Source organism: Mycobacterium sp. E2479 (assembly GCF_001667925.1).
GTDB lineage: Bacteria > Actinomycetota > Actinomycetes > Mycobacteriales > Mycobacteriaceae > Mycobacterium.
This window is the reverse complement of record NZ_LZJR01000130.1, coordinates 54066-76092: the sequence shown is the minus strand read 5'-3', so window position 1 is coordinate 76092 and position 22027 is coordinate 54066. Positions and strand designations below refer to the sequence as shown.

Genomic DNA, 22027 nt, shown 5'->3' with positions numbered 1-22027 from the left:
TTAGGGCGCCCGACCGAGGCGATGACAGTGAAGGAAGTGTGATCCAGGTGGCGATGTTGTCAGGTCAGACCGCGGTTATCACAGGTGGAGCGCAAGGGCTGGGTCTGGCCATCGCGGAGCGTTTCGTCGCCGAAGGTGCGCGAGTCGTGCTTGGCGACGTCAACCTCGAGGAAACCCAAGTGGCGGCCAAGCAGTTGGGTGGCGATGACGTCGCGGTCGCGGTTCGATGCGATGTCACCCAGTCGTCCGACGTGGAAAACCTGATCCAAACCGCGGTCGAGCGCTTCGGCGGCCTGGACATCATGGTCAACAACGCCGGGATCACCCGGGACGCGACGATGCGCAAGATGACCGAGGAGCAATTCGATCAGGTGATCAACGTGCATCTGAAGGGAACCTGGAACGGCACTCGGCTGGCCGCCGCCGTCATGCGCGAAAACAAGCGAGGCGCCATCGTCAACATGTCCTCGGTGTCCGGCAAGGTCGGCATGATCGGCCAGACCAACTACTCGGCGGCCAAGGCGGGCATCGTCGGCATGACCAAGGCGGCCGCCAAAGAACTGGCCTACCTGGGTGTCCGGGTGAACGCGATTGCTCCCGGTTTGATCCGCTCCGCTATGACGGAGGCCATGCCGCAGCGCGTTTGGGATTCCAAGGTCGCCGAGGTGCCGCTGGGCCGGGCCGGTGAGCCCAGCGAGGTCGCCAGCGTGGCGCTGTTCCTGGCCTCCGACCTGTCGTCATACATGACCGGTACCGTTCTGGAAATCACCGGCGGCCGCCACCTATGAGCGCAAATCGTCAGGCCGTAATCTGCGAACCCGTTCGCACGCCGATCGGCCGCTACGGCGGAATGTTCAAGGCGTGCAGCGCCGTCGACCTCGGCGTCACCGCGCTGAAAGGGCTGCTCGAGCGAACCGGGCTGGCGCCCGACGCGGTGCAGGACGTGATCCTCGGGCACTGCTATCCCAACAGCGACGCGCCGGCAATCGGACGCGTGGTGGCGCTGGATTCCGGTCTGCCGGTGACGGTTCCGGGCATGCAGGTCGACCGTCGTTGCGGCTCGGGCCTGCAGGCGGTTCTCCAAGCGTGCCTGCAGGTAGGTGCGGGTGACCATGACCTCGTCGTCGCCGGGGGCTGCGAGAGCATGAGCAACGTGGCCTTCTACTCCACCGACATGCGCTGGGGCGGAGCCCGCACCGGTGTACAGGTGCACGACGGGCTGGCCCGCGGGCGCACGACAGCCGGCGGCCGCAATTACCCGGTACCCGGCGGCATGCTGGAAACGGCCGAGAATCTGCGCCGCCAGTACGGCATTTCACGCCAGGAGCAAGACGAACTCGCGGTGCGATCCCACCAGCGTGCCGTGGCCGCCAAGAAAGACGGCATCCTGGATGCGGAGATCATCCCGGTCGCCGTCCGCACCCGCAGCGGCGAGGAACTCATCGACACCGACGAACATCCGCGCGCCGACACGTCGGTCGAGTCGCTGGGCAAGCTCAAACCTGTGCTGTTGAAGGATGATCCGGAGGCGACAGTGACGGCCGGCAATGCCAGCGGGCAGAACGATGCGGCGTCGATGTGCGTGGTAACCACCCCGGAGAAGGCCGATGAGTACGGCCTTCGGCCGTTGGTGCGTCTGGTGTCGTGGGGCGTGGCGGGTGTCGCTCCCAATGTCATGGGCATCGGCCCGGTGCCTGCGACCGAGGTAGCGCTGGCGAAGGCAGGCTTGCGGCTGTCCGACATCGACCTGATCGAGCTCAACGAAGCCTTTGCGGCGCAAGCGCTTGCCGTGATGCGGGAATGGAAGTTCGGTCCCGCCGATCACGAGCGGACCAATGTGCACGGTTCGGGGATCTCGCTGGGCCACCCGGTGGGCGCGACGGGCGGACGGATGCTGGCGACCTTGGCGCGCGAGCTCCATCGCCGCGAGGCGCGCTACGGCCTGGAGACCATGTGCATCGGTGGCGGCCAGGGCCTGGCCGCCGTCTTCGAGCGGGTCGTCTGCGGATGATCGATTCGGCGTTGCCGCTGCGCGGCCTGACCGTCGTCGAGGTATCGAGCTTCGTAGCCGCGCCACTGTGCGGCATGACGCTGAGTCAGCTTGGCGCAGAGGTCATCCGGGTCGACCCCATCGGTGGCGCATCCGATGTGCAGCGGTGGCCACTGGCGTCGGACGGTACCTCGATCTACTGGACCGGCCTGAACAAAGGAAAGCGTTCGGTCACCATCGATCTGAGGTCTCCGGAGGGCCATGAACTGGTCCAGCGACTGATCATCGAGGGTGACGGCATCGTTGTGACCAACGCCGCGGGCTTGACCTGGCTCAGCCACGAAGTTCTGGCGGCCGAACGCCCCGACGTGATTCACGTTCAGTTACTCGGGCGCGGTGACGGTTCCACCGGCGTGGACTACACGGTCAACGCCGGCCTCGGCTATCCGCTCGTCACCGGTCCGACAGATCATGGCGGTGCGATCAATCACGTGCTTCCGGCCTGGGACGTATGCTGCGGACTGTACGCCGCGTTGACGGTCGTTGCCGCCGTCCGCCGGCGCGACCAGTCCGGGGCGGGGGCGCGGATCAGCCTGGCGTTGGAGGACGTCGCCCTGGCCACCGCGGCCAACCTGGGGTTGCTCACCGAGCCGCAAGTCAATGGGACACAACGCGAACGGTTGGGTAACGCGATATACGGCCAGTACGGGCAGGACTTCGTCAGTAGCGACGGGGCCAGGTTCATGGTGGTTACGTTGACCGGTCGGCATTTTCGCGACCTGCTTGCGGTGACGGGCACCGACAGGGCGGTGTCGGCGCTCGCCAAGGCGCTGGGCGCCGACTTCGGGTCCGAAGGCGATCGCTACCGCTACCGTGATGTGCTGTCGAGTTTGTTCGCCACCTGGTTCAGCGATCACACCGCCGACGAGATCACCACCGCGCTGTCCGGCACCACGGTGCTGTTCGAGCGGTACCGCACCTTCGCCGAGGTTGCCGCGGGACCGAAAGTCACTGACAATCCAATGTTCTCGCGATTGCGGCAACCGGGCCTCGGCGACTACTTCGCGCCGGGCCTGCCGGCCGCTTTCAACGGCATACATCCGGTCAGCGCCCCCGCCCCCGCCCTGGGGCAGGACACGGCAGACGTCCTCGCGCGGTTGGGGTTGAGCGCCGTCGACGTCGAGCGTCTGGCGAACGCCAAAACCATCGCGTGCGCAGCAGCGGGAAGGGAACACAGCACATGACCAAACTCGCCCAGACCCTCGGATTGACCGAGCTGCAGACCGAGATCATCGCCACCGTAAGAAAATTCGTTGAGAAGGAGGTCATTCCCCACGCGGCCGAGCTGGAACGGGCCGATACCTACCCGCAGGCGATCGTCGACCAGATGCGGGAGATGGGCCTGTTCGGGCTGATGATTCCCCAGGAGTATGGCGGACTGGGGGAGTCACTGCTGACCTATGCGCTATGCGTCGAGGAGCTGGCACGCGGCTGGATGAGCGTTTCGGGCGTGCTCAATACCCACTTCATCGTGGCGTACATGCTGCGCCAGCACGGCACCGACGAGCAGAAGCAGCGGTTCCTGCCGCGCATGGCGGCCGGTGAGACTCGGGGCGCCTTCTCGATGTCGGAGCCCGAGCTGGGTTCCGACGTGGCCGCGATCCGCACGCGGGCTCGGCGCAATGACGACGGCACCTACACCATCGACGGCCAGAAGATGTGGCTGACCAACGGTGCCACCTCGACTCTGGTGGCGGTGCTGGTGCGCACCGACGAGGGCTCGGACAAACCACACCGCAACCTCACCGCGTTCCTCGTGGAGAAGCCGGTTGGGTTCGGCGAAGTTGTTCCAGGCCTGCGCATTCCGGGAAAGATCGAGAAGCTGGGCTATAAGGGCATCGAAACCACGGAGATGATTTTCGACGGCTACCGGGCCGGCGCCGGCGACGTGCTCGGCGGCACCACCGGCCAAGGCTTCTTCCAGATGATGGATGGCATCGAGGTCGGCCGGGTCAACGTGTCGGCGCGTGCCTGCGGCGTCGGGATTCGTGCCTTCGAGCTCGCGGTGCGATACGCGCAACAACGCGAGACCTTCGGCAAGCCGATTGCCGAGCACCAGGCCATCGCGTTCCAGCTCGCCGAGATGGCGACCAAAGTCGAAGCCGCACACCTGATGATGGTCAACGCGGCACGTTTGAAGGATTCGGGGGAGCGCAATGACGTCGCGGCCGGGATGGCGAAATACCTGTGCAGCGAGTATTGCACCGAGGTCACGCAGCAGAGCTTCCGAATCCACGGCGGCTACGGCTATTCCAAGGAATACGAAATCGAACGGCTGATGCGCGACGCGCCGTTCCTGCTGATCGGTGAGGGCACCAGCGAGATCCAGAAAAACATCATCAGTAAGCGGCTGCTCGCCGAGTATCAGGTGTAGACAGATGAGCGTTCCGGAATTCGCTGCGCGGCCTCAACTTTTCGAGGACGTCGCGCGGATCATCCGTGGCCGGATCTTTGACGGAGCATACGCCGCCGGGTCCTACGTCCGGCTGGATCAACTGGCCGCGGAGCTCGGTATCAGTGTCACACCGGTGCGCGAGGCGCTGTTAGCGCTGTGCGCCGAGGGCCTGATCAACCAGCAGCCACGCCGTGGCTTTGTGGTGCTCCCGGTTACCAGGCGCGACGTCACCGATGTGGCGAATGTGCAGGCGCACGTCGGCGGTGAGTTGGCCGCGCGGGCGGCGCTGAACGTCACCGATGAGCAACTGCACGAGCTCAAGGAAATCCAGGCCCAACTCGAGGACGCCTACGCCGGCGATGCACACGAGCGCACCGTGCGGCTGAATCACGAATTTCATCGCGCCATCAATGTCGCGGCCGATTCGCCCAAGCTCGCTCAGCTGATGTCGCAGATCACCCGTTATGCGCCCGAATCGGTGTTTCCCGCCATCGAGGGCTGGCCCGAGCAGTCGATGCAGGACCATCGGCGGATCCTGTCCGCGCTGAAGAAGCACGACGACAAGCTCGCTCGCGCGGCGATGTCGAAACACCTTGCCGCCGGTGCGGTACCGCTGATCGATCACCTCGTCGCACGCGGCGTGGTGGCCGATGCCGGCGGTCCGACGTCTGCACCGGATCGCAGCGACCAGGTTTAGGCGCCGCCGTCGGCACCCCGGTCGCGAAACGTGTGTCGATAACTCTGCGGCGATACCCCGGCGAGTCGGCGAAACTGCTCGCGAAAATTCGTCGCCGATGCGAAACCTACTTTCCGCGAGATGTTTTCCACGCTGTCATCGGTCCTCTCCAAGAGCTGCTGTGCATGTCTGATCCGGACGTGATTCACCCATTGCATGGGGGTCTGACCGGTCTCGCTCTTGAACCGGCGATTGATCGTCCGCTCGCTGCTGGACGCCCGGCGCGCGATGTCACGCAGCGTCAGTGGCAGGTGCGCGTGGTTCTCGATCCAGACCAGCAAGCCATCCAGTTCGGTGTTGGACATGCGGCGATTGCGGATGATGAATTGCGCCTGGCCGCCGCTGCGGTGTAGCGGGGTGACCGCCAGTCGGGCGGCGTCGGCGGCTACGGCCGAACCGTAGTCGCGGGCGACCATGTGCAGACAGAGATCTAGTCCCGCGGATGCCCCTGCCGAAGTGAGAACCTGACCTTCATCGACGTAAAGCGCATCGGTATCGAGCTGGACCTTCGGAAAGGTCGCCGAGAACAATTCCGCGGCCAACCAGTGTGTGGTCGCGCGTTTCCCGTCAAGGATGCCCGCGGCGGCCATCGTGAAAGCGCCGCTACAGATGGAGGCGATTCGAACGCCGTTCTCGTGGGCAGACTTCAGCGCGGCGATGACGTCGTCGCGCACCGGCGCCGCGGCATCGTTGCGGCCCGGCACGACGATGGTGTCGGCGGTGGCGAGTTCGTCCAAGCCATAGTCGGTCGCGATCCCGATCGGCCCGGCCGCAACAATGGGTTCGCAGCCGCACACACGAACTCGGTAGCCCGGCGCCCCGCCGTCGAGCCGAACACGGCCGAACACCTCGATCGCAATGGCGAGGTCGAACGCGATGGCATCGGGCTCGGCCAGAATCGCGATCGCATGCATGGCTTGGCAATATACCGGCGCAAAGTGGCAATCTAGCCACTGGCCCCCAGCGCGGCGACCGGTAACCATTGGCCGGGTGCATGCGCAGATCGTGTTGTACGACGGGTTCGATCCGTTCGACGTCATCGCTCCGTTCGAAGTTCTCGCCGCCGGCGCCGATATGGTGGCCGGAGATCTCGCGGTGACCTTGGTAGCGGCTGAGGGTCCACGCCGTGTGATGAGCGGTACGCGTGGTCTCGCGCTGACCGCCACCGCCGTTCTGGACCCGGGCGACAGGGGGTGCGTCATCGTGCCCGGTGCCAGCGGGCCGACCGTGGGTGACCCCGACGAGGGTGTCGAGACCATTCCGGTCTTGTTGGCCCGAGCGACGCAGACCAAGCTGACCCCACTGCTGCACAGAGCATTTGCCAATCCGGACACGACGGTCGCCGCGGTGTGTGGCGGTTCCGTGGTAATCGCGATGTCGGGGCTGATCGAAGGGCGCCACGCGGTGACGCACCATTTGGGCTTGGAGTTGCTCGAGGCCGCCGGTGTGCATCCGGTAGCGGCCCGCGTCGTCGACGATGGAGACCTGGTCACGGCCGGCGGCGTGACGTCCGGACTTGACCTGGGCCTGCATCTGCTCGATCGCTTCTACGGTCCTCGGATCGCGCACGCCGTCGAGCAACTCTTCGAATATGAGCGGCGGGGCACGGTGTGGCGGCCCGTGGGCCGGGAGCCAGTGGAGGTATAGGTTGAGCATCGAAGGCGACTGGGACGTGACGATCAAAACCCCGATCGGCTCATTGCCGGTGCTGTATGCATTCACGCAGCTTTGCGACGGGATCGTCGGAACGGCGACGTATCGAGAAGAAACTGTTGCGTTGCAGGACTTTACGAGCGAGCCGGTCGATGGTGGGACTCGGCTCACCTGGCGTCAATCGGTGACCAGGCCGATCCGCCTGCACCTCACGTTCGACGTGCTGGTCAAAGGTGATGCGCTGAGTGGACACTCGCGCGCGGGCCGGTTACCACGTTCGGCGGTATCCGGGACCCGTCGGTAGCCACTCCATCTCTTGTCGCACAGTGCGCTTGGGCATACGCTGCCCTCAGGGTGGGCGACAGTTTGGAGAAAGGCAATGCCGCCGGCACTTCGCATATCGGCCGTCTTCGTTGTGACCCTGACGGCGATCGCCCTTGCGCCGACGGTCGCCGCCGAGCCGGTCGACCCGATCCCCGGAAATGGTGTGTTTGTGGTCGGTCCCGATATCGCGCCGGGTCTCTACCGAACGGCGGGTTCGGCCTCTACGTTCGGGGTGTGGATCAACGATGTGCCGACCCAGGACTCAATGTGCGCGTGGTTCACCTACAGCACGCCCGATGCGAACAAGGACCATGTGGTCCAAACGAATATGTCCGTCGGTCCGATGTTCGCGAACATCAACACGACGATCAAGGCCTTCGAGTCGCAGAACTGTCAGCCCTGGACGCGAGTTCCCTAAGTCTGGTCTGACAGCATCTCGCGCAGTCGACGGACGTCGACCTTGCCGGTGCCGCCGCGCGGAACCTGCTCGTCGGAGTCCAGCAGTAGCCATACCGTCGGGACCTTGAAGGCGCTCAGCAGAGTTCGCGCGGAGCCGCGTAGCTGCTCGACGGTCAGCGCAGCGCACACCACCGCCGCGCCCACCCGATTGCCCCCGGCTCCGGGAACATTGGTGACAAAGGCGGTGTCGACGCCGTCGATCGCGCGCAGGGCGCTCTCGACCTCGCTGGGGTAGACGGTCGCGCCGCTGACTTTGAACATGTCGTCGGATCTCCCGTGGTAGAACAGAAATCCATCATCGTCGAGGTAACCGAGGTCACCGGTGGGGTAAAAGCCGTCGGCGGTGAAGATTTCCTCGCGGGTGCGCCCGCAGATGCCGCGCAGTGTGTGCGGTCCGCGAATCTGGATCATCCCGGTGACGCCCGCGGCGAGGGGGGCGCCGCTGTCGGTGTCGACGATGCGGACCTCCATGCCGGGAAAAGGCTTCCCGCAGCTGCCCCAGGCCGAAGCGGGCATGTCGGTGTCGGCGGCGTATCCGCAGTACGGGCCGAAGGCCTCGGTCATGCCGAATAACGTGGCACGCGCGCCCGGTTGGGCGCGCTGCCCGGGTGGTAACAGGGCCTGCAGGCTCCCCGACTGAAGAGCCGACAGGTCAGCGCCGACCTCGCTGGCGTGCCGTGCCAACCTCTCCGCTTGGTCCGGCCAGCCCCGAAACAGCGTGACCCGTATGTCTTCCAGCAGTCTCAGGGTTGTTTCCGGCCGCGGTATTTCTTCGGTCACCAGGGTGGCGCCGGCCAGCAGGGCGGACAGTATTCCGCTGCCGAAACCGCCCACCCAGAAGAAGGGCATCGGAAGATACAGGCGGGTGTCAGGCGTGATGCGGCGAGCCGCTAGGCCCGATTGCACGGCGCCCAATGCGTTGCCGTGCGAGTGGATTACCCCCTTGGGGGATCCGCTGGTGCCCGAGGTGAACATGATCACCAGGGGGTCGGCGGGCGTGACCGTCGCTGTCATGGGGTCGACGATGTTGCGGGCGTGCACGCTCGCGCAGGCGTTTTCGAGCAGGTCGACCGACCAAACCGCCCGTAACGCTGGAAAGTCGGTTTGCCGGATCGTCTTGAGGTCGTCGAGGTAGCGGTGACCGCGGAATTCGTCGACGCTGATAAGGAATTGCACCGAGGCCGCGCGTAGCTGCGCGGCCAGCTCTGCGGGCGTCAGCAGGGTGCTGAGCGGGACCAGCACCGCACCGATACGGGTCACGGCGACGGCGACCTGCACCCAGCGGACGCTATTGGGCATGATGAGCCCTACCCGGGTGCCTTTGCCCACACCGGCTTCGATAAAGGTGGCTGCCAAATCACGTGTGGTCGAGTCGATTTCGCGGTAGGTGATCCGGATGGCGGGATCGATCACCATCGGCGTGTCGCCATCGTGGTCGGCCCGTAACCGCACCAACCGGTCGATGGTGCTAGCCATCGAAGAGTTCTCTGAGTCGGCGCACGTCGACCTTGCCGCTGGACAGCAGCGGAACCTCGTCACCGCGTAGGGCGAGGAATCGCTTGGGGATCTTGTACGCGGATAATTCTGCTTTGAGGAGTGCAACCAGTGCGGCTTCGTCGAAAGGTGCGGCGCCGTCCGCCCGGACAACCACCGCGGCGACGGCCTGCCCACGCCGCGCATCGGGAATGCCGATCACATAAGCCGGCGCTCCGTCGGTGACCTTGCTGATGGCCTTCTCCACCTCGGCCGCCGAAACATTGGCGCCCGCCGTTTTGATCATCGCGCTGCGCCGGCCGACGAAATAGACGAACCCGTCGACGTCGACGCGCACCAAGTCGCCGCTGTGGAACCATCCGTCGGCATCGAAGCACTCTTCGCGGCTGCGCTTGTGATAGCGCTGCATCAGGTAGGGCCCGCGAATACACAGCTCGCCGACCTCGCCGACCGGTTTGACCGCGGCGGTGTCGGGATCGACGACCTTGGTCTCAAACCCCGGTGCCGGCCGGCCGAACGAGCCGCGCCGGTGCACGGGCTGGTCGGATTCGTCATCGCCGATCAGCACGATGCTGCCGGCCTCGGTCATTCCCAGCATGTTGTGTCGCAGTTCCGGGTCGGCCGGGCGGGCCTCGGGAGCCATGATCGGGTACAGGTTGCCGCGCCGCATCGACGACAGGTCGCGCCGGGGGAAGCTCGGGTGATCGGCCAGGTGGGCGATGCTGGCCACGAATCCGTTGGTCATGGTTGGCTTTTCGGCTTCCAGCAGGTCGAGCGTCGTCTCCGCATCGGTGGCGTTGGAGCACACCAAGGTCGATCCGGCCGCCAAAGTTGCGAGCAGGCCGAATGCGAGCCCACCGATCCAGAAGAACGGCGAATTGCAGAACAGCCTGTCGTCGGCCGTCAGGCCCCGAATCCGATTGAGATTCTGCTGATGCGCCAGCAGGGCACCGTGGGTGTGCACCACTCCCTTTGGCGCGCTGGTGGAACCCGACGTGTACACGATCGTCAGCGGATCGCATTCTGCGACGTCATCCTCGAGCGCCGTCAGCAGCGCGCGGTCGACGGTGTTCGCCAGTCCGAAGACGGTCTCATGAGTGACCGCGACGTGGCGCAGTTGCGGCGTTGCGGCACAGAACAATCGAGAACCGAGATCGGCTTGCGAAAGAATCTCCGATAGCCGTTGCACGTAATCGTGAGAGCGAAAAGATCTGGCGGTCAACAGGATTTCCACGTCGCCGTCGACCAGTTGCTCGCGCAGCTCGCTGGCGGTGACAAAGGTGGAGAACGGAATCACCACCGCACCGATTCGCGCCGCCGCCAGCATCCCGACGACGAACTCGGGTCCGTTCGGGTAGAGCAACCCCACGTGGGTTCCCTTGCCGGCACCGAGGGCAATCAGACCGCGGGCGAGTTCCGCCGAGCGGCGATCGGCCTGGGCGTAGCTGATGCGGTCACGGTCGCAGACGAGAAGAGGGTGGGTTTCACGCGAGCGGGCTTGGCGCCGCAGGATCTCGGCGACGGTGAAATCAGCTGGCATGGTCGTGCTGCGGTGCGGTCTTTTCGAAGTAGCGCCGGATCTCGCGCAGGTCGGCTTTACCCGAAGGCGTGCGCGGGATGGTGTCGACGATCGCGATTGCGGTGGGTATCTCGTAGCGTGCCAGCCGCTCTCGCAGGTACTCCACCAGCACCTCGGCGTCGGAGCAGTCCCGCTCGCGTAGCTCAACCATGGCGACCGGCGTCTCGCCGAGCCGCTCGTCCGGTCGGGCTATCACGGCCGCACCGGCCACGGCGGGGTGGCTTTCCAGTGCGGCGCGAACGTCGTCGGGCATCACCTTGAAACCGCCACGGATGATCGCCTGGTCGGCGCGCCCGACGATCCAGAGAAACCCATCGGCGTCGATCCGCGCCATGTCCGTCGTCCGCATCCATTGGGCGGAGGGCCCCAACTGGCCCGGTTTGACCTCGAGCAGCCCGACTTCATCCGGGCCCAAGGGGGTTCCGTCCCCGGCGACCACCCTGAGCTGAGCGCCAGGATTCGCCCGACCGACGCTGCCCCGTTTCGTCTTCCAGTACCGCTGATGGTCGGGGAGCGTCCACCCGGCCACGCCACCTCCGAATTCGGTTGCCGCATAGGAGGTAAGCACGGGGATGCCGTACTTCTCGGTGAAGCTGTCGGCGTCTTCGGCCGACAGCGGCGCCGTGCCGCAGGTGACGGCCTTCAGGCTTTCCAGGTCGGCGCGCGGAACATCGGAGTGCAATACGGTGCGCAGGGCGGCCGGTACCAGCGAAGCCGCGCGGGGTCGATGCTTGCGCACCGCGTCGGCCCATGCGTTCAGTTCGAAACGTTCCAGCAGCACGAACGGTCGTGCCTCGGCGATGCATTGCAGCACCCGGAAAACCCCGCCGATATGGACCAGCGGTGAGTTCACGATCGCGATGCCGCGGCGCAGGTCTTCAGGCGACGCCGCATGCTCGAAATCCGGCCCCATCACGCTGCGCGCCAGCACGTCGTAGCCCAGATCGATTCGCTTGGGCGGGCCGGTCGTGCCGCTGGTCAACATGCGCACCGCGACACCGGAGAGCGGGCCTGCGCCATTGGTGGGTGACCCGGATGGCTCGGGCTCGTCCAACACCCCCGAGATCGGGACCGTCGGTGTGCCCGCGGGGACCAGCTTCGTCAGATCGTCCCGCTCACCAGCGATCACGGAAACTTGCAGCCCCGCGATGTCGGACTTGGTGCGCGCATCACCGCGAGACGGGTTGATGACGACGACGGTTCCACCGCCCAGCAGCACGCCCAGAAACGCTGCCACGTGCCCAGGCCGGTTGCGCAACAGCATCCCGACTTCGGATCCCGAGGTGATGGCCGCGATGCGTTGCGCCGACGCGGCGACCTGAGACCACGAGACCCATTGCCCGCCATACTCGATGGCATGCGAGTCGGGCTGGAGGCCGAGCACGTCGGCGATGCGTCGAACCAGTGGGTGACGCGACATCAGCGAATCTTCGGTTTGCGCGCCGGGGTTTGGGAATCGTTCTGAGCGGCCAGCTCGGCGGTGCCCAGCGGGTTTCCCAGCCGGGTGTAGATCAGGCCCTGGTCCAGCGCGGCGCGGTACGGCTTGTCCAGTGATTCCCAAATCGCCTTCACCGTGCCCGCGGTCGCGGTCGGCGGCTTGGCGGCGATGGTCGCCGCAATCTCGTGGGCACGGTCCCAGAGCTGGTCGGCGGCGACGATCTCGGAGACCAATCCGATCCGCAGGGCGGTGTCGGCGCTGACGCGTTCGTCGTTGCCCATCAGTGCGATACGCAGGGTCTCGCCCAGGCCGATGCGTCGTATCAGGCCGATCGGCTCCAATGCGCAGACCAGGCCCGCCGACACATGCGAGTCGAAGAAGGTAGCGTTTTTGGAGCAGATCACCACGTCGGACTCGTTGATGAAGTAAAACGCGCCGGCGGTGCACATGCCCTGGACCGCGCAGACCACGGGTTTCCACATCTTCTGCCACTTGGGACTCAGGGCTTCGCCGGGATCATCGTGGTTCCAGATGTTTTCGGGCTGCCCGTATGGCGTGTTGATATCCAGGCCGGCGCTGAACGCCCGGTCTCCGGCGGCACGCAACACCACGGCATGAACCGACTGGTCGAGTTTGACCGTTTTCCACGCGCGTGCCATCTCCTCGCACATGGTCCGGTTGAAAGCGTTGAGCTGATCAGGGCGATTCAGCGTAATGGTGGCGACATGGTCTTGCGCGTCCACCTCGAGCAAAATGGTTTCGAAAGTCATCGGCATTGCCAATTCGGTTTGCGCTTCTCGACGAACGCCTTTGGACCTTCCTGCGCGTCCTCGGTGCGCAGCACCCGCTCGCGGAAGGTTTCGGCGAGTATCTCCGCCTCGTGCAGCGGCACGTTCAGGCCCTTGAGAATCGCCTGCCGGGTGCCCCGGACGGCCAGCGGTGCATTGGAGTTGACGACGCCGGCGATCTCGTGGGCCCGCTCCAGTAAGCGGTCATGCTCGACGATCTCGCTGATCAACCCGAGTTCGTAGGCGCGTTGTGCGCTCATCCGCTCGTGCTTGCCCATCAAGGCCATGCGCAGCGCGATCGAGCGGGGCAACACCCGAGACACTCGCACCAATTCGCGCCCTGCCACCAGTCCGATGCTGACATGCGGATCAAAAAAGCTCGCCTGCTCGGAAGCGATCACGATGTCAGTCGTGGTAACCCAATCCATGCCTGCGCCACAGCAGATTCCGTTCACGGCGGTCAACACCGGCTTGGCCGTGGTGCGAAACGGAGGCGTACCCTCCTGCGGCGCCTCCCATTGGTCGTATGTCGATAGGTACGGCCGCTCGTAGATGACCTTGCCGTCTTCCGGAATCTCTTTGACATCGGCGCCGGTGCAAAAGGCGCGGCCGGTGCCGGTGACGATGGTGAGCCAGACGTTGTCATCGTTTTCGGCCTCGTCGTAGGCGACCCGCAGCTCGGTGATCATGTGCGGGCTGAGCGCATTGAGGGCGTCCGGCCGGTTCAGGGTGATAGTCGCGGTGTGCCCGTCGACTTCGTACTTGATCGTGTCGAACGAATCAGTGGGCATCGATCATCCCTTCGTCTGGCGCCGGGGCCAACCCACGAGCGTGGGGCTTCTGGACGCATTCGAGGCAAATCCCATTTGCAGACCCCAGCGCCCTTGAGTTGTCACCTCTTTGGTCAGCGTCCACGAAATTCCGGGTCCCGTCGCTGCCGGAAGGCCTCCAGGCCCTCCTTGAAATCGCTTGTTCGGCAGGATAATTCCAAGTTGAACAGCTCCTGGGTCAACGATTGGCTCAGCGTTGCATGCTGACCGAACCCCAGGGCCTGCTTGGCCAGGCCGATTGCGGCCGTCGGTCCGGAGGCCAGCCGGCCCACCAACTCCTCTGCGGTGTGGTCGAGGTCCGAGCCGCTTACCGTTTGGTGAATCAATCCCCAGTCGGCCGCATCAGGCGCGCTCACCTTCTCACCAAGCAGCAACATGCGCCTGGCCCGCACCAGGCCGACCATGCGCGCCAGCAGCCAGGTGGATCCCGAGTCGGGGCTGAATCCACGGCCGATGAAGGGTTCCCAGAAGACCGCATCGTCGGCGGCCACGGTGAAGTCCGCGGCCAGCGCGAGATTGCAGCCGAGTCCCACCGCCCAGCCTCGCACGCTGCACACCACCGGCAGCTGGATGGTTGCGACGAGCTCGATGACCCGGTGCGCGGCGTGGGGGACCCGGCGCACCAGATCCCCGCTGCGCGGACGCTGCCCACCGGGGTCGTTGGCGGCCACCCAGTCGGAGCCGGCACAGAAGTCGTCGCCCGCCCCGCGGATGTGTACGGCTCGCAGCGAATCGTCGGCGGCGGCCTTCGTGAGCGTTTCGACCAACGTGCCGATCATCAACCGTGTCAACGAGTTACGCCGAGATGCGCGATCGAGCGTCACCAGTAACACCGCACCGTCGCGGTGCACTGTTACCGAACCCTCGGCACCGGCCGTGTCGGCCCCCTGACTCACCGTCGAATCCGGCCTTTCTCCGCCGATACGGTTACCCATACAGTAGGCAATACGATTGATACGCTGTATAAGTTAGCAAGGATACGCTGCCTGCGGAACAACTCAGGTGAAAGAGAGAACCATTGGCCGCGCCGGCGACGATGCAGAGCGGCAGCGATGAGGAGGAGTGGCGTCGATGACAATGGCGGAGGGGCATGCCACGCCGACGTCGACGAGCAACGGCGACGCGAAGTTCGGTGAGGCGCCGCTTGCCCAGACCGTGGCCGCAGCTGCCGCCCTGCGGCGCCTGAGCTCGTTGCTGATATCCCTCGAGCATCCGCACCCCACGGTGGACGCCATGCTGCAAAAATTCGCCGAGTGGGAAAGCGAACTGGCGAGCGCGGCGCCGACGGACAATGCGCCCCGTATCGGCGAATTGCCCGACGACCACCGGCGCGTCTACCTCAACCACGCAACCGACATCGGCGTTTACAACCCGTGCTTTCCCGAATACCGGTTCGAGCGACTCGATGCCGAGAATGCAACGGGCACTGTTGAGTTCCCCCTGGTCTACGAGGGACCGCCAGGACTGGTACACGGTGGATTCCTGGGCGTCTTCTTTGACTGCGTCATTCAGCACCACAACTGCGTCACCGGGCTTTCCGGCAAAACGCGGTCCCTGGTGGTGACCTTCCGCCGGCCGACGCCGGTGCTGACCGAGCTGCGATTCGACATCACCCGGTCTGAGGACGAACGCGGCATCACGTCGACCGGTCGGCTGTTGCTCGACGACGAAGTCCTGTGTACCGGCGAGGTCAACACGTTGGCGTCACGGCCGGAAAAGCTCGCCGGAACGCGATTCGGCAGGCGCCGAAAGGAGTCCGACAGATGACCGCCTCGAGCACCTCAGACGATCGCGTGCTCTTCGACATCGATCCCGATCGGCGCATTGCGACCATCACGCTGAACAACCCCAAGCAGAAAAACTCCTACGATGCCGCGATGCGTGAGGCCATCGCCCGCTGTCTGGACCAGGTGGCCGAAGACGACGACCTGACGGTGGTGCTACTGCGTGGTGCCGAGGGCGTCTTTTCCACCGGGGCCGACATGAACAATGCGTACGGCTGGTACGGCTCTTCGGCACCGCCCGGCCAGACGGACGCAGAAGAGCGGGCAGACAAACGTCGCCCGAGCCAGCGCCGACGACTGACCGTGGACCGCAGGTCTTTTGGCTTCTACCACAATTTCATGGGCTTCCCGAAGGTAACGGTGGGCGAGATCGCCGGCTACGCTCTCGGGGGCGGTTTCGAGATGGCGTTGATGACCGACATCTCGGTGATCGCGCGTGACACGAAGATCGGCATGCCGGCAACCCGTTTCCTGGGCCCCGCGCTCGGTAGCCTGCACATGTTCTTTCACCGGCTCGGGCCGGTGCTGGCGCGGCGCCTGCTGCTGACCGGGGACATCATCGAGGCGGCTGAGATCGAACACCTCGGAATCTTCACCGACACCTGCGCGCCCGCCGCGGTGACGGCCAGAGCGCGATACTGGGCCGAGAAGGCGGCGAAGATGCCCGCCGACGGAGTCGTCATCGCCAAGGAGGCGTTCCGGCTTGTCGAGCAAAGCCAGGCTTATCAGGGCGAAGAGGTCGCCAGTTACCTTTTCCACGCCTTCGGCACCAACCTGCATTTCGGCCCTGGCGAATTCAACTTCGTCAAAACCCGTGCGCAGCACGGCGCACGGGAGGCGTTTCGGTTACGCGACGAGCACTTCCACGTCCCCGAACCCGAAGGCTGACAGAGAGTTTCGGGCGGAATCAGCGAGTCGCTGCCGCCTTGGTTCGGCCCCGACTGGTGGCCGACTTGGTCGGCTTGCGCTGCCGTGCCGGCGCGGCCTTGCCGCGTTTCTCGTCGATCAGCCGGCCGGCGTGATCGAGAATGCAGGTGAGCCCATACTCGAAATTGGTTTCATCGGGCGCGCCGATGCGGTGACCTATCCGAGTCACCTGAGCGAGGAGCGGGGTCTTTTCCGGGTCGATGGAGACGGCGTCTTCGATGGCCCGAGGCCCGACGTCCGACGATTGATTCTTTTCGTAGAGCCGTTGCAGTACCACCGATCCGCGCACGTGAACCGAAACCGCCGAATAGGTGTCGAACGCATCCTCCGGTGACAGGCCGGCCTCCACCAGATTGGCCACCGCCTTTTCCATCTCCTGGGCACCCATCCGCGCCGCCTTAGGAGAAAGCGCCGCCCGAATCAGAATCAGGTCGCACAGAATTGGGTTGCCCATGAAGGTCTTACGCATCGATCGCGCGTGGTTGCGCAAAGTCTCGCGCCAGTCGCTGGCCTCGACGTAGGGAGTAGCGAAGACGTACTTGCTCAGGGCGCGGTCGGTCATCGCGTTGAGCAGGTCGTCTTTCTTGCGGAAGTACCAGTAAATGCTCGTCACACCGACGCCGAGATGTTTGCCGAGCAGCGGCATGCTCAGGTTGTCGATCGACACCTGCTCGGCGAGTTCGAATGCGCCGCTGATGATGTCATCGGGATTGATGGACCCGCGTTCGCGTCGCTGGCGTTTGTCGGCGGTTGCCTGTTTTGCCACTACGGGCACCTCCATCAAATTCTGATCCGTGCATGCGGTCTGGCAGCCGTGCTGCCGGTACAGTTGAATTTACCGGCACTTCTCTTCTGACCTGCGTATACGCCTTCGTGTCGCATTCTTCCTCTGCTACTGTAATACCTATCGTAGGCTTTTTGGTAAATCGGCTGGACGGGCGAAATGACCAGACTAGAGCTACGGACTAAGCAATGGATCGAGGACCGGCGAATGCCACCGCCGTGGTAGTCGGTGGTAGTCGAGGTATGAGTTTGGCGACGGCACGCTGCTTGGCCGAGGAGGGCGCCCGGGTGGCGGTTATCGGCCGCAGCCGCGAGGCACTCGATGCCGCGGTGACCGATCTCACGCGACGTGGTAGCCCCGACGCGATCGGATTGACGGCCGACATCGGGGACGACGGAGCGGTCAACAGTGCTTTCAACGAACTCGCCGAGCGTTGGGACGGCGAACTCAACCCTCTGGTCATCACGGTGGGGCCGGGCGCGGCGGGCACGTTCGAAGATCTGACCGATGACCAGTGGCGCCAGTCCGTCGAAGACGGCGTACTGCGAATGGTGCGGTGCGTGCGTGCCGCGCTCCCGCTGCGGCGCAAGGCACACTGGGCCCGGATCGTCAACTTTTCGGCGCACTCGACTCAGCGGCAAAGCATCATGCTGCCCGCCTACACAGCCGCAAAATCGATGCTGGCCAGCGTTTCGAAGAACCTGTCACTGCTGCTGGCCAAAGACGAGATCCTGGTCAACGTGGTGTCACCGGGCAGCATTGCGTCCGAATCGCTGGTCGGCTGGGCGAAGTCGGTGGGGGTCGACGGCGACGACCCCTACGCCCTGATGGAGGCCATCGCCAAGCATTTCGGTCATCCCGCACACATGCCGCGTGCGGGCCTGCCGGACGAAATCGGCCCGGTCGCAGCGTTCCTGGCCTCTCGGCGCAACTCCTACATGACCGGGGCCAACATCAACGTCGATGGTGGTTCAGACTTCACCTGACGACGGATCGAAGAAATCGACTGGCAGACAAAAGGAGTCGACTGTGGCTACGGCAGCGGAGGCGCGCGCGTGGGCGCCCGGAGCATTGCGGGGGATAGGTGACTCCCTCTACACCCCGTTCTGCGGCACCGACGGCGATGATATCGACTGGGACGCCTATCGGATGCTGGTGCGCTACTGCGTCGGTGATCTCGCCCATCCGATGTTGTGGTGCACCAGCGGGATCGCCGAATTCTGGTCTCTAACACTCGACGAGCGCAAACGTCTGTTGGAGGTGGCCGTCGAGGAAGCGCGCGGCATCAATCCCGATGTGGTTGTGCAGGCGTGCACGGTGGCCACTTCGGCGAAGGACTGCGTGGATTTGACGTTGCATGCCCAGGAGGTTGGCGCTGACATCGTCTACATTCAAACGCCGATGATGGAGACGCACGGCGGCGACGGCGTACTGCGCTTCTTCAAATACGTGGCGAGGCGTACGAACATCGCCTTGGGCATGTTCAATTCGCCGTCGTCGGGTTACGTGCTGACGCCGGCCGAAAGTGCCCGGATTTACAACGAGGTTCCGGCGGTTTGTGCCACCAAGGAGGGCGCCTTCCGGCCTGCGAGCAGCCGGATGCTGCATGAACTGGCGCCCGGTCTTGTGGTGTGGGAATGCGACAAGACGGTTTACCGGGCCGGCTGGCTGCGCGACGGGATAGTCTGTGCGGCGCAATTGGGCACCGCCGGTTATCTTTTCGAAACACCCACCCGGCGATTGTTTTCCGAATACTGGGATCTGGTTCAGAGCGGCAGACTCATCGAGGCCATGGACTACGGCCGCGAGTCCGGCATGGACCAGTTCGACTTGGACGTCGGATCATGGTGGACGTGCTACCCGGGGCGAGCTGATTACTTCACCCACTGGGGCGGCGCATTCAAATACGCCGCGTCGCTGCTGGGCCTGCCAATCGGCGGGTACCCGCATTCCCGTCCCCCGCAGGCCGAACTTCCCGCCGAGGCAAAGACCCAGATCGAAACCGCTTATCAGCGCCTGGGCCTACTCGAAACCGTGTTGCCGTAACAGGGATTAGGCAGCGAAGGGGCCCGGTCAGTGACCGGGCCCGCTCGCCTAGCCGGGACCTTTAGTTCTGCTCGGCCCGCTCGCGCTGCTCGTAGGCCTTGGCCTTACCGCGGGCTTTCTCAGCGGCGGCTTCTTTCTTCCCGGCATTGCGCTGGGCTTCCGCCTTGTCCTGCTGAGCCTTGCCCTCGTCCACCAGGCTGTCGTTGCCGATGATGATCCCGATGACCTGCTTGGTCTTACCCAGGGCATCATCGACGATGCCGCGAACCAGTTCGATCGGGCCACTCTTGACGTCAACCATTACGACTACCTCCCATTGTTGGCTGGCTCTTTGGGGGTTTCCCGATCGCGGGTCCGTTGCAAACGTGGCGCGACCGTGTCACACACCACAGAATTTAAGTCTTGCCATGTCGTCGACCGTTTGTGCGGCGAAAATCCGTGCCGACGTTCGGTGTTTCGCCGGGTTACCACCGCGTCAAAATCGTGGTCCGCCGCGATGTAGATCTGTGCGCCGTTGCACCGGCTTCCCCCGCACGAAATCGCAGTTGAGTTGGGGTTTCACACCCAAATGGCGGCGGTTGTGGAATGCAGTACCGATAGATATACAGTATGGGTACAAACTCACCTGTTGGTTCGGCTATGAGGGGATGTCCGATGAGCGCCGCCGACCCTGTGCTCACCGACGAGGCGGTGCTGTATGAGACCACTGAAACCGGTGTTGCGATTCTGACGTTCAATCGTCCGGATCGCCTCAACGCCTGGGGCCCCGACATGGCCGCGGGGTTCTATACCGCGATTGATCGCGCCGAGCGGGACCCCTTTATCCGGGCCGTCGTGTTGACCGGGCGGGGCCGGGGGTTTTGTGCGGGCGCATATTTGGGCGCACCGAGTTGGGCGCCCACCTACGGCGAGAAGCTCGAAGAGGCAGGCCGGTCGAACCTGGCGGACCTGGTCGGGGAGCGCCCGCCTCATTTTCTGACGACACTGCGCAAGCCCGTCATCGCGGCCGTCAACGGTGCTTGTGTCGGCATCGGGTTGACCCAGGCGTTGATGTGCGACGTCCGGTTCGCGGCCGCCGGAGCGAAGTTCGCCGCCGTGTTCGCCCGCCGCGGCCTGATCGCGGAGTTCGGAATTTCGTGGATACTTCCGCGGCTGACCAGTTGGGGCGTCGCTCTGGATCTGTTGCTCAGCGGGCGGACGTTCCTCGCCGAGGAGGCGGCCGAGATGGGCCTGGTGAAAGAGGTTGTCGCTCCGGAAAGTCTGATGAAGCGCGCCCTGGACTACGCCGAGGACATCGCCGCGCATTGCTCTCCGGCGTCGATGGCGGTGATCAAGAGGCAGGTATATGGTGACGCGACTCGCGACGTCGCAGAGGCCAATGCGCTCGCGGAGATTTTGCTGCATGAGGCCATGCCGCGCCCCGACGTCATCGAGGGCATCACAAGTTTTCTCGAGAAGCGGCCCCCGCAATTCCCATCGCTCGACTCGACCGACGCTTAGTGTTCGTGTCGGTAACTGGCGGAAAGGACGATCATGGCTGGCTTGGGTTACCGGGCGATCGACGTTGACAACCACTACTACGAACCGCTGGACTCGTTTACCCGCCACCTGGACAAGAGGTTCAAACGGCGCGGCGTCCAGATGCTCAACGATGGCAAGCGGACGTGGGCCGTCATCGGGGACCGCGTCAACCACTTCATCCCCAATCCCACCTTCGACCCGATCATCGTCCCGGGTTGTCTCGACCTGTTGTTCCGCGGTGAGATTCCAGACGGCGTAGACCCGGCATCGCTGATGAAGGTCGAACGGTTGGCGGACCATCCCGAGTACCAGAACCGCGATGCCCGGATCACGGTGATGGATACCCAGGACATCGAGACGGTGTTCATGCTGCCGACCTTCGGATGCGGGGTCGAGGAGGCGCTCAAACACGACATCGAGGCGACCATCGCGTCGGTGCACGCGTTCAATCTGTGGCTCGACGAGGACTGGGGCTTCGACCGGCCCGATCACCGAATCATTGCCGCGCCGATCATTTCGCTGGCCGACCCGGCCAAGGCCGTCGAGGAGGTCGAGTTCGTGTTGGCGCGCGGCGCCAAGCTGGTGCTGGTGCGCCCGGCGCCGGTGCCGGGCCTGGTCAAGCCGCGGTCGCTGGGCGATCGCAGCCACGACCCGGTGTGGGCCCGGCTGGCCGAGGCGGGGGTGCCGGTGGGGTTCCACCTCTCCGACAGCGGTTATTTGCACATCGCGGCGGCCTGGGGCGGCAAGGCGACGTTCGAGGGCTTCGGGGCCAAGGATCCGCTGGATCAGGTGCTCCTCGACGACCGGGCCATCCACGACACGATGGCCTCGATGATCGTGCACGGGGTGTTCACCCGTCATCCGAAACTCAAGGCCGTCAGCATTGAGAACGGCTCGTACTTTGTGCACCGGCTGATCAAGCGCCTGAAGAAGGCGGCGAACACCCAGCCCCAATATTTCCCCGAAGACCCGGTGCAACAGCTGCGCAACAACGTGTGGATCGCCCCCTACTACGAGGACGACCTTCCGGAGCTCGCCGAGGCCATCGGCGTCGACAAGATTCTGTTCGGTTCCGACTGGCCGCACGGCGAAGGCCTCGAGACGCCGGTGTCGTTTGCCGACGAGCTGAAAGGCTTCAGCGACTCCGATATTCGAAAGATCATGCGGGACAACGCGCTAGACCTTCTCGGTGTCCAAGTCGGCTCGGCTGCCTGATCGA

General features: G+C 64.6%; 23 protein-coding genes. 14 read left to right on the top strand and 9 right to left on the bottom strand.

The window, feature by feature from the left end:
- The first annotated feature begins 53 nt into the window (after positions 1-53).
- The 5 genes from fabG to A5686_RS19775 are packed head-to-tail and all read left to right on the top strand — an operon-like array spanning position 54 to position 5142.
- Positions 54-788, top strand: a complete 735-nt coding sequence (gene fabG, locus A5686_RS19795) for a 3-oxoacyl-ACP reductase FabG (protein WP_067937851.1) — start codon at positions 54-56, stop codon at positions 786-788.
- A complete protein-coding gene (locus A5686_RS19790) occupies positions 785-2011 on the top strand; it encodes an acetyl-CoA C-acetyltransferase (RefSeq protein ID WP_067937795.1) in 1227 nt (408 codons plus the stop codon). Before fabG ends, A5686_RS19790 begins: the two co-directional genes overlap by 4 nt.
- A complete protein-coding gene (locus A5686_RS19785) occupies positions 2008-3234 on the top strand; it encodes a CoA transferase (RefSeq protein WP_067937793.1) in 1227 nt (408 codons plus the stop codon). The genes A5686_RS19790 and A5686_RS19785 overlap by 4 nt, the downstream gene beginning before the upstream one ends.
- Positions 3231-4424: an acyl-CoA dehydrogenase family protein gene (locus A5686_RS19780; protein ID WP_067937791.1), complete on the top strand. Its 1194-nt coding sequence runs from the start codon at positions 3231-3233 to the stop codon at positions 4422-4424. The genes A5686_RS19785 and A5686_RS19780 overlap by 4 nt, the downstream gene beginning before the upstream one ends.
- A 4-nt stretch (positions 4425-4428) precedes the next feature.
- On the top strand, positions 4429-5142 hold the full coding sequence (locus tag A5686_RS19775; RefSeq protein ID WP_067937789.1) for a GntR family transcriptional regulator: 714 nt from the start codon (positions 4429-4431) through the stop codon (positions 5140-5142).
- Here the strand turns inward: A5686_RS19775 and A5686_RS19770 are convergent.
- Positions 5139-6095, bottom strand: coding sequence for a GlxA family transcriptional regulator (locus tag A5686_RS19770; RefSeq protein WP_067937787.1), 957 nt, complete (start codon positions 6093-6095; stop codon positions 5139-5141). The genes A5686_RS19775 and A5686_RS19770 overlap by 4 nt on opposite strands.
- A gap of 76 nt (positions 6096-6171) precedes the next feature.
- On the opposite strand from A5686_RS19770, the gene A5686_RS19765 reads away from it, so the two are divergent.
- The 3 genes from A5686_RS19765 to A5686_RS19755 all read left to right on the top strand — a co-directional run bounded on the left by A5686_RS19765 (position 6172) and on the right by A5686_RS19755 (position 7576).
- The gene (locus A5686_RS19765) at positions 6172-6828 is read left to right on the top strand and encodes a DJ-1/PfpI family protein (RefSeq protein ID WP_067937784.1); all 657 of its coding nucleotides are present in this window, start codon (positions 6172-6174) and stop codon (positions 6826-6828) included.
- 1 nt (position 6829) lies between these two features.
- Entirely contained in the window at positions 6830-7138 is a 309-nt protein-coding gene (locus tag A5686_RS19760; protein ID WP_067937782.1) for a hypothetical protein, read from the top strand.
- 75 nt (positions 7139-7213) lie between these two features.
- On the top strand, positions 7214-7576 hold the full coding sequence (locus A5686_RS19755; RefSeq protein WP_067937780.1) for a hypothetical protein: 363 nt from the start codon (positions 7214-7216) through the stop codon (positions 7574-7576).
- Here the strand turns inward: A5686_RS19755 and A5686_RS19750 are convergent.
- The 6 genes from A5686_RS19750 to A5686_RS19725 form a co-directional block, all read right to left on the bottom strand.
- Complete coding sequence (locus A5686_RS19750; RefSeq protein ID WP_067937778.1) at positions 7573-9093, bottom strand: class I adenylate-forming enzyme family protein; 1521 nt, start codon at positions 9091-9093, stop codon at positions 7573-7575. The two genes, A5686_RS19755 and A5686_RS19750, sit on opposite strands and share 4 nt — an antisense overlap.
- Positions 9086-10651, bottom strand: a complete 1566-nt coding sequence (locus A5686_RS19745) for a class I adenylate-forming enzyme family protein (protein WP_067937776.1) — start codon at positions 10649-10651, stop codon at positions 9086-9088. The genes A5686_RS19750 and A5686_RS19745 overlap by 8 nt, the downstream gene beginning before the upstream one ends.
- Complete coding sequence (locus tag A5686_RS19740; RefSeq protein WP_067937773.1) at positions 10641-12110, bottom strand: class I adenylate-forming enzyme family protein; 1470 nt, start codon at positions 12108-12110, stop codon at positions 10641-10643. The genes A5686_RS19745 and A5686_RS19740 overlap by 11 nt, the downstream gene beginning before the upstream one ends.
- Positions 12110-12904, bottom strand: coding sequence for an enoyl-CoA hydratase/isomerase family protein (locus A5686_RS19735; protein ID WP_197520646.1), 795 nt, complete (start codon positions 12902-12904; stop codon positions 12110-12112). Before A5686_RS19735 ends, A5686_RS19740 begins: the two co-directional genes overlap by 1 nt.
- On the bottom strand, positions 12895-13707 hold the full coding sequence (locus tag A5686_RS19730; protein ID WP_067937771.1) for an enoyl-CoA hydratase/isomerase family protein: 813 nt from the start codon (positions 13705-13707) through the stop codon (positions 12895-12897). The genes A5686_RS19735 and A5686_RS19730 overlap by 10 nt, the downstream gene beginning before the upstream one ends.
- 113 nt (positions 13708-13820) lie before the next feature.
- Positions 13821-14642 carry an enoyl-CoA hydratase/isomerase family protein gene (locus tag A5686_RS19725; protein WP_067937770.1) on the bottom strand — a complete coding sequence of 274 codons (822 nt, stop codon included), beginning with the start codon at positions 14640-14642 and terminating at the stop codon, positions 13821-13823.
- Positions 14643-14817: 175 nt separating this feature from the next.
- Here A5686_RS19725 and A5686_RS19720 point away from each other — a divergent pair, with 175 nt between their 5' ends.
- Together A5686_RS19720 and A5686_RS19715 are read left to right on the top strand one after the other, a co-directional pair.
- Positions 14818-15513 (top strand): hypothetical protein, encoded by a 696-nt coding sequence (locus A5686_RS19720; RefSeq protein WP_067937767.1) that lies wholly within the window; start codon positions 14818-14820, stop codon positions 15511-15513.
- Positions 15510-16418: an enoyl-CoA hydratase/isomerase family protein gene (locus A5686_RS19715; protein ID WP_067937766.1), complete on the top strand. Its 909-nt coding sequence runs from the start codon at positions 15510-15512 to the stop codon at positions 16416-16418. Before A5686_RS19720 ends, A5686_RS19715 begins: the two co-directional genes overlap by 4 nt.
- A 19-nt stretch (positions 16419-16437) precedes the next feature.
- Here A5686_RS19715 and A5686_RS19710 read toward each other — a convergent pair whose 3' ends face one another.
- Positions 16438-17238 (bottom strand): TetR/AcrR family transcriptional regulator, encoded by an 801-nt coding sequence (locus A5686_RS19710; RefSeq protein ID WP_067937764.1) that lies wholly within the window; start codon positions 17236-17238, stop codon positions 16438-16440.
- A 191-nt stretch (positions 17239-17429) separates the two neighbouring features.
- Between A5686_RS19710 and A5686_RS19705 the strand changes: the two genes are divergently transcribed.
- Together A5686_RS19705 and A5686_RS19700 are read left to right on the top strand one after the other, a co-directional pair.
- On the top strand, positions 17430-18227 hold the full coding sequence (locus A5686_RS19705; RefSeq protein WP_067937762.1) for an SDR family NAD(P)-dependent oxidoreductase: 798 nt from the start codon (positions 17430-17432) through the stop codon (positions 18225-18227).
- A gap of 43 nt (positions 18228-18270) precedes the next feature.
- Entirely contained in the window at positions 18271-19287 is a 1017-nt protein-coding gene (locus tag A5686_RS19700) for a dihydrodipicolinate synthase family protein (RefSeq protein WP_067937760.1), read from the top strand.
- A 61-nt stretch (positions 19288-19348) separates the two neighbouring features.
- On the opposite strand, the gene A5686_RS19695 is transcribed toward A5686_RS19700, so the two are convergent.
- Positions 19349-19588 carry a CsbD family protein gene (locus A5686_RS19695; RefSeq protein ID WP_067937758.1) on the bottom strand — a complete coding sequence of 80 codons (240 nt, stop codon included), beginning with the start codon at positions 19586-19588 and terminating at the stop codon, positions 19349-19351.
- A 353-nt stretch (positions 19589-19941) separates the two neighbouring features.
- On the opposite strand from A5686_RS19695, the gene A5686_RS19690 reads away from it, so the two are divergent.
- The gene (locus tag A5686_RS19690; protein ID WP_067937756.1) at positions 19942-20787 is read left to right on the top strand and encodes an enoyl-CoA hydratase; all 846 of its coding nucleotides are present in this window, start codon (positions 19942-19944) and stop codon (positions 20785-20787) included.
- Between the two features lie 33 nt (positions 20788-20820).
- Positions 20821-22023 (top strand): amidohydrolase family protein, encoded by a 1203-nt coding sequence (locus tag A5686_RS19685; RefSeq protein ID WP_067937754.1) that lies wholly within the window; start codon positions 20821-20823, stop codon positions 22021-22023.
- The last annotated feature ends 4 nt before the right edge of the window (positions 22024-22027 follow it).

Bases quoted from the DNA above. Each gene is read 5' to 3' on its own strand.
- A5686_RS19720 (WP_067937767.1), top strand. From the start codon at position 14,818: ATGACAATGGCGGAGGGGCATGCCACGCCGACGTCGACGAGCAACGGC.
- A5686_RS19715 (WP_067937766.1), top strand. From the start codon at position 15,510: ATGACCGCCTCGAGCACCTCAGACGATCGCGTGCTCTTCGACATCGAT.
- A5686_RS19780 (WP_067937791.1), top strand. From the start codon at position 3,231: ATGACCAAACTCGCCCAGACCCTCGGATTGACCGAGCTGCAGACCGAG.
- A5686_RS19790 (WP_067937795.1), top strand. From the start codon at position 785: ATGAGCGCAAATCGTCAGGCCGTAATCTGCGAACCCGTTCGCACGCCG.
- A5686_RS19735 (WP_197520646.1), bottom strand. From the start codon at position 12,904: ATGCCGATGACTTTCGAAACCATTTTGCTCGAGGTGGACGCGCAAGAC.
- A5686_RS19730 (WP_067937771.1), bottom strand. From the start codon at position 13,707: ATGCCCACTGATTCGTTCGACACGATCAAGTACGAAGTCGACGGGCAC.
- A5686_RS19750 (WP_067937778.1), bottom strand. From the start codon at position 9,093: ATGGCTAGCACCATCGACCGGTTGGTGCGGTTACGGGCCGACCACGAT.
- A5686_RS19685 (WP_067937754.1), top strand. From the start codon at position 20,821: ATGGCTGGCTTGGGTTACCGGGCGATCGACGTTGACAACCACTACTAC.
- A5686_RS19785 (WP_067937793.1), top strand. From the start codon at position 2,008: ATGATCGATTCGGCGTTGCCGCTGCGCGGCCTGACCGTCGTCGAGGTA.
- A5686_RS19690 (WP_067937756.1), top strand. From the start codon at position 19,942: ATGAGCGCCGCCGACCCTGTGCTCACCGACGAGGCGGTGCTGTATGAG.
- A5686_RS19755 (WP_067937780.1), top strand. From the start codon at position 7,214: ATGCCGCCGGCACTTCGCATATCGGCCGTCTTCGTTGTGACCCTGACG.
- A5686_RS19705 (WP_067937762.1), top strand. From the start codon at position 17,430: ATGGATCGAGGACCGGCGAATGCCACCGCCGTGGTAGTCGGTGGTAGT.
- A5686_RS19695 (WP_067937758.1), bottom strand. From the start codon at position 19,588: ATGGTTGACGTCAAGAGTGGCCCGATCGAACTGGTTCGCGGCATCGTC.
- A5686_RS19775 (WP_067937789.1), top strand. From the start codon at position 4,429: ATGAGCGTTCCGGAATTCGCTGCGCGGCCTCAACTTTTCGAGGACGTC.
- A5686_RS19710 (WP_067937764.1), bottom strand. From the start codon at position 17,238: ATGGAGGTGCCCGTAGTGGCAAAACAGGCAACCGCCGACAAACGCCAG.
- A5686_RS19745 (WP_067937776.1), bottom strand. From the start codon at position 10,651: ATGCCAGCTGATTTCACCGTCGCCGAGATCCTGCGGCGCCAAGCCCGC.
- A5686_RS19770 (WP_067937787.1), bottom strand. From the start codon at position 6,095: ATGCATGCGATCGCGATTCTGGCCGAGCCCGATGCCATCGCGTTCGAC.
- A5686_RS19740 (WP_067937773.1), bottom strand. From the start codon at position 12,110: ATGTCGCGTCACCCACTGGTTCGACGCATCGCCGACGTGCTCGGCCTC.
- fabG (WP_067937851.1), top strand. From the start codon at position 54: ATGTTGTCAGGTCAGACCGCGGTTATCACAGGTGGAGCGCAAGGGCTG.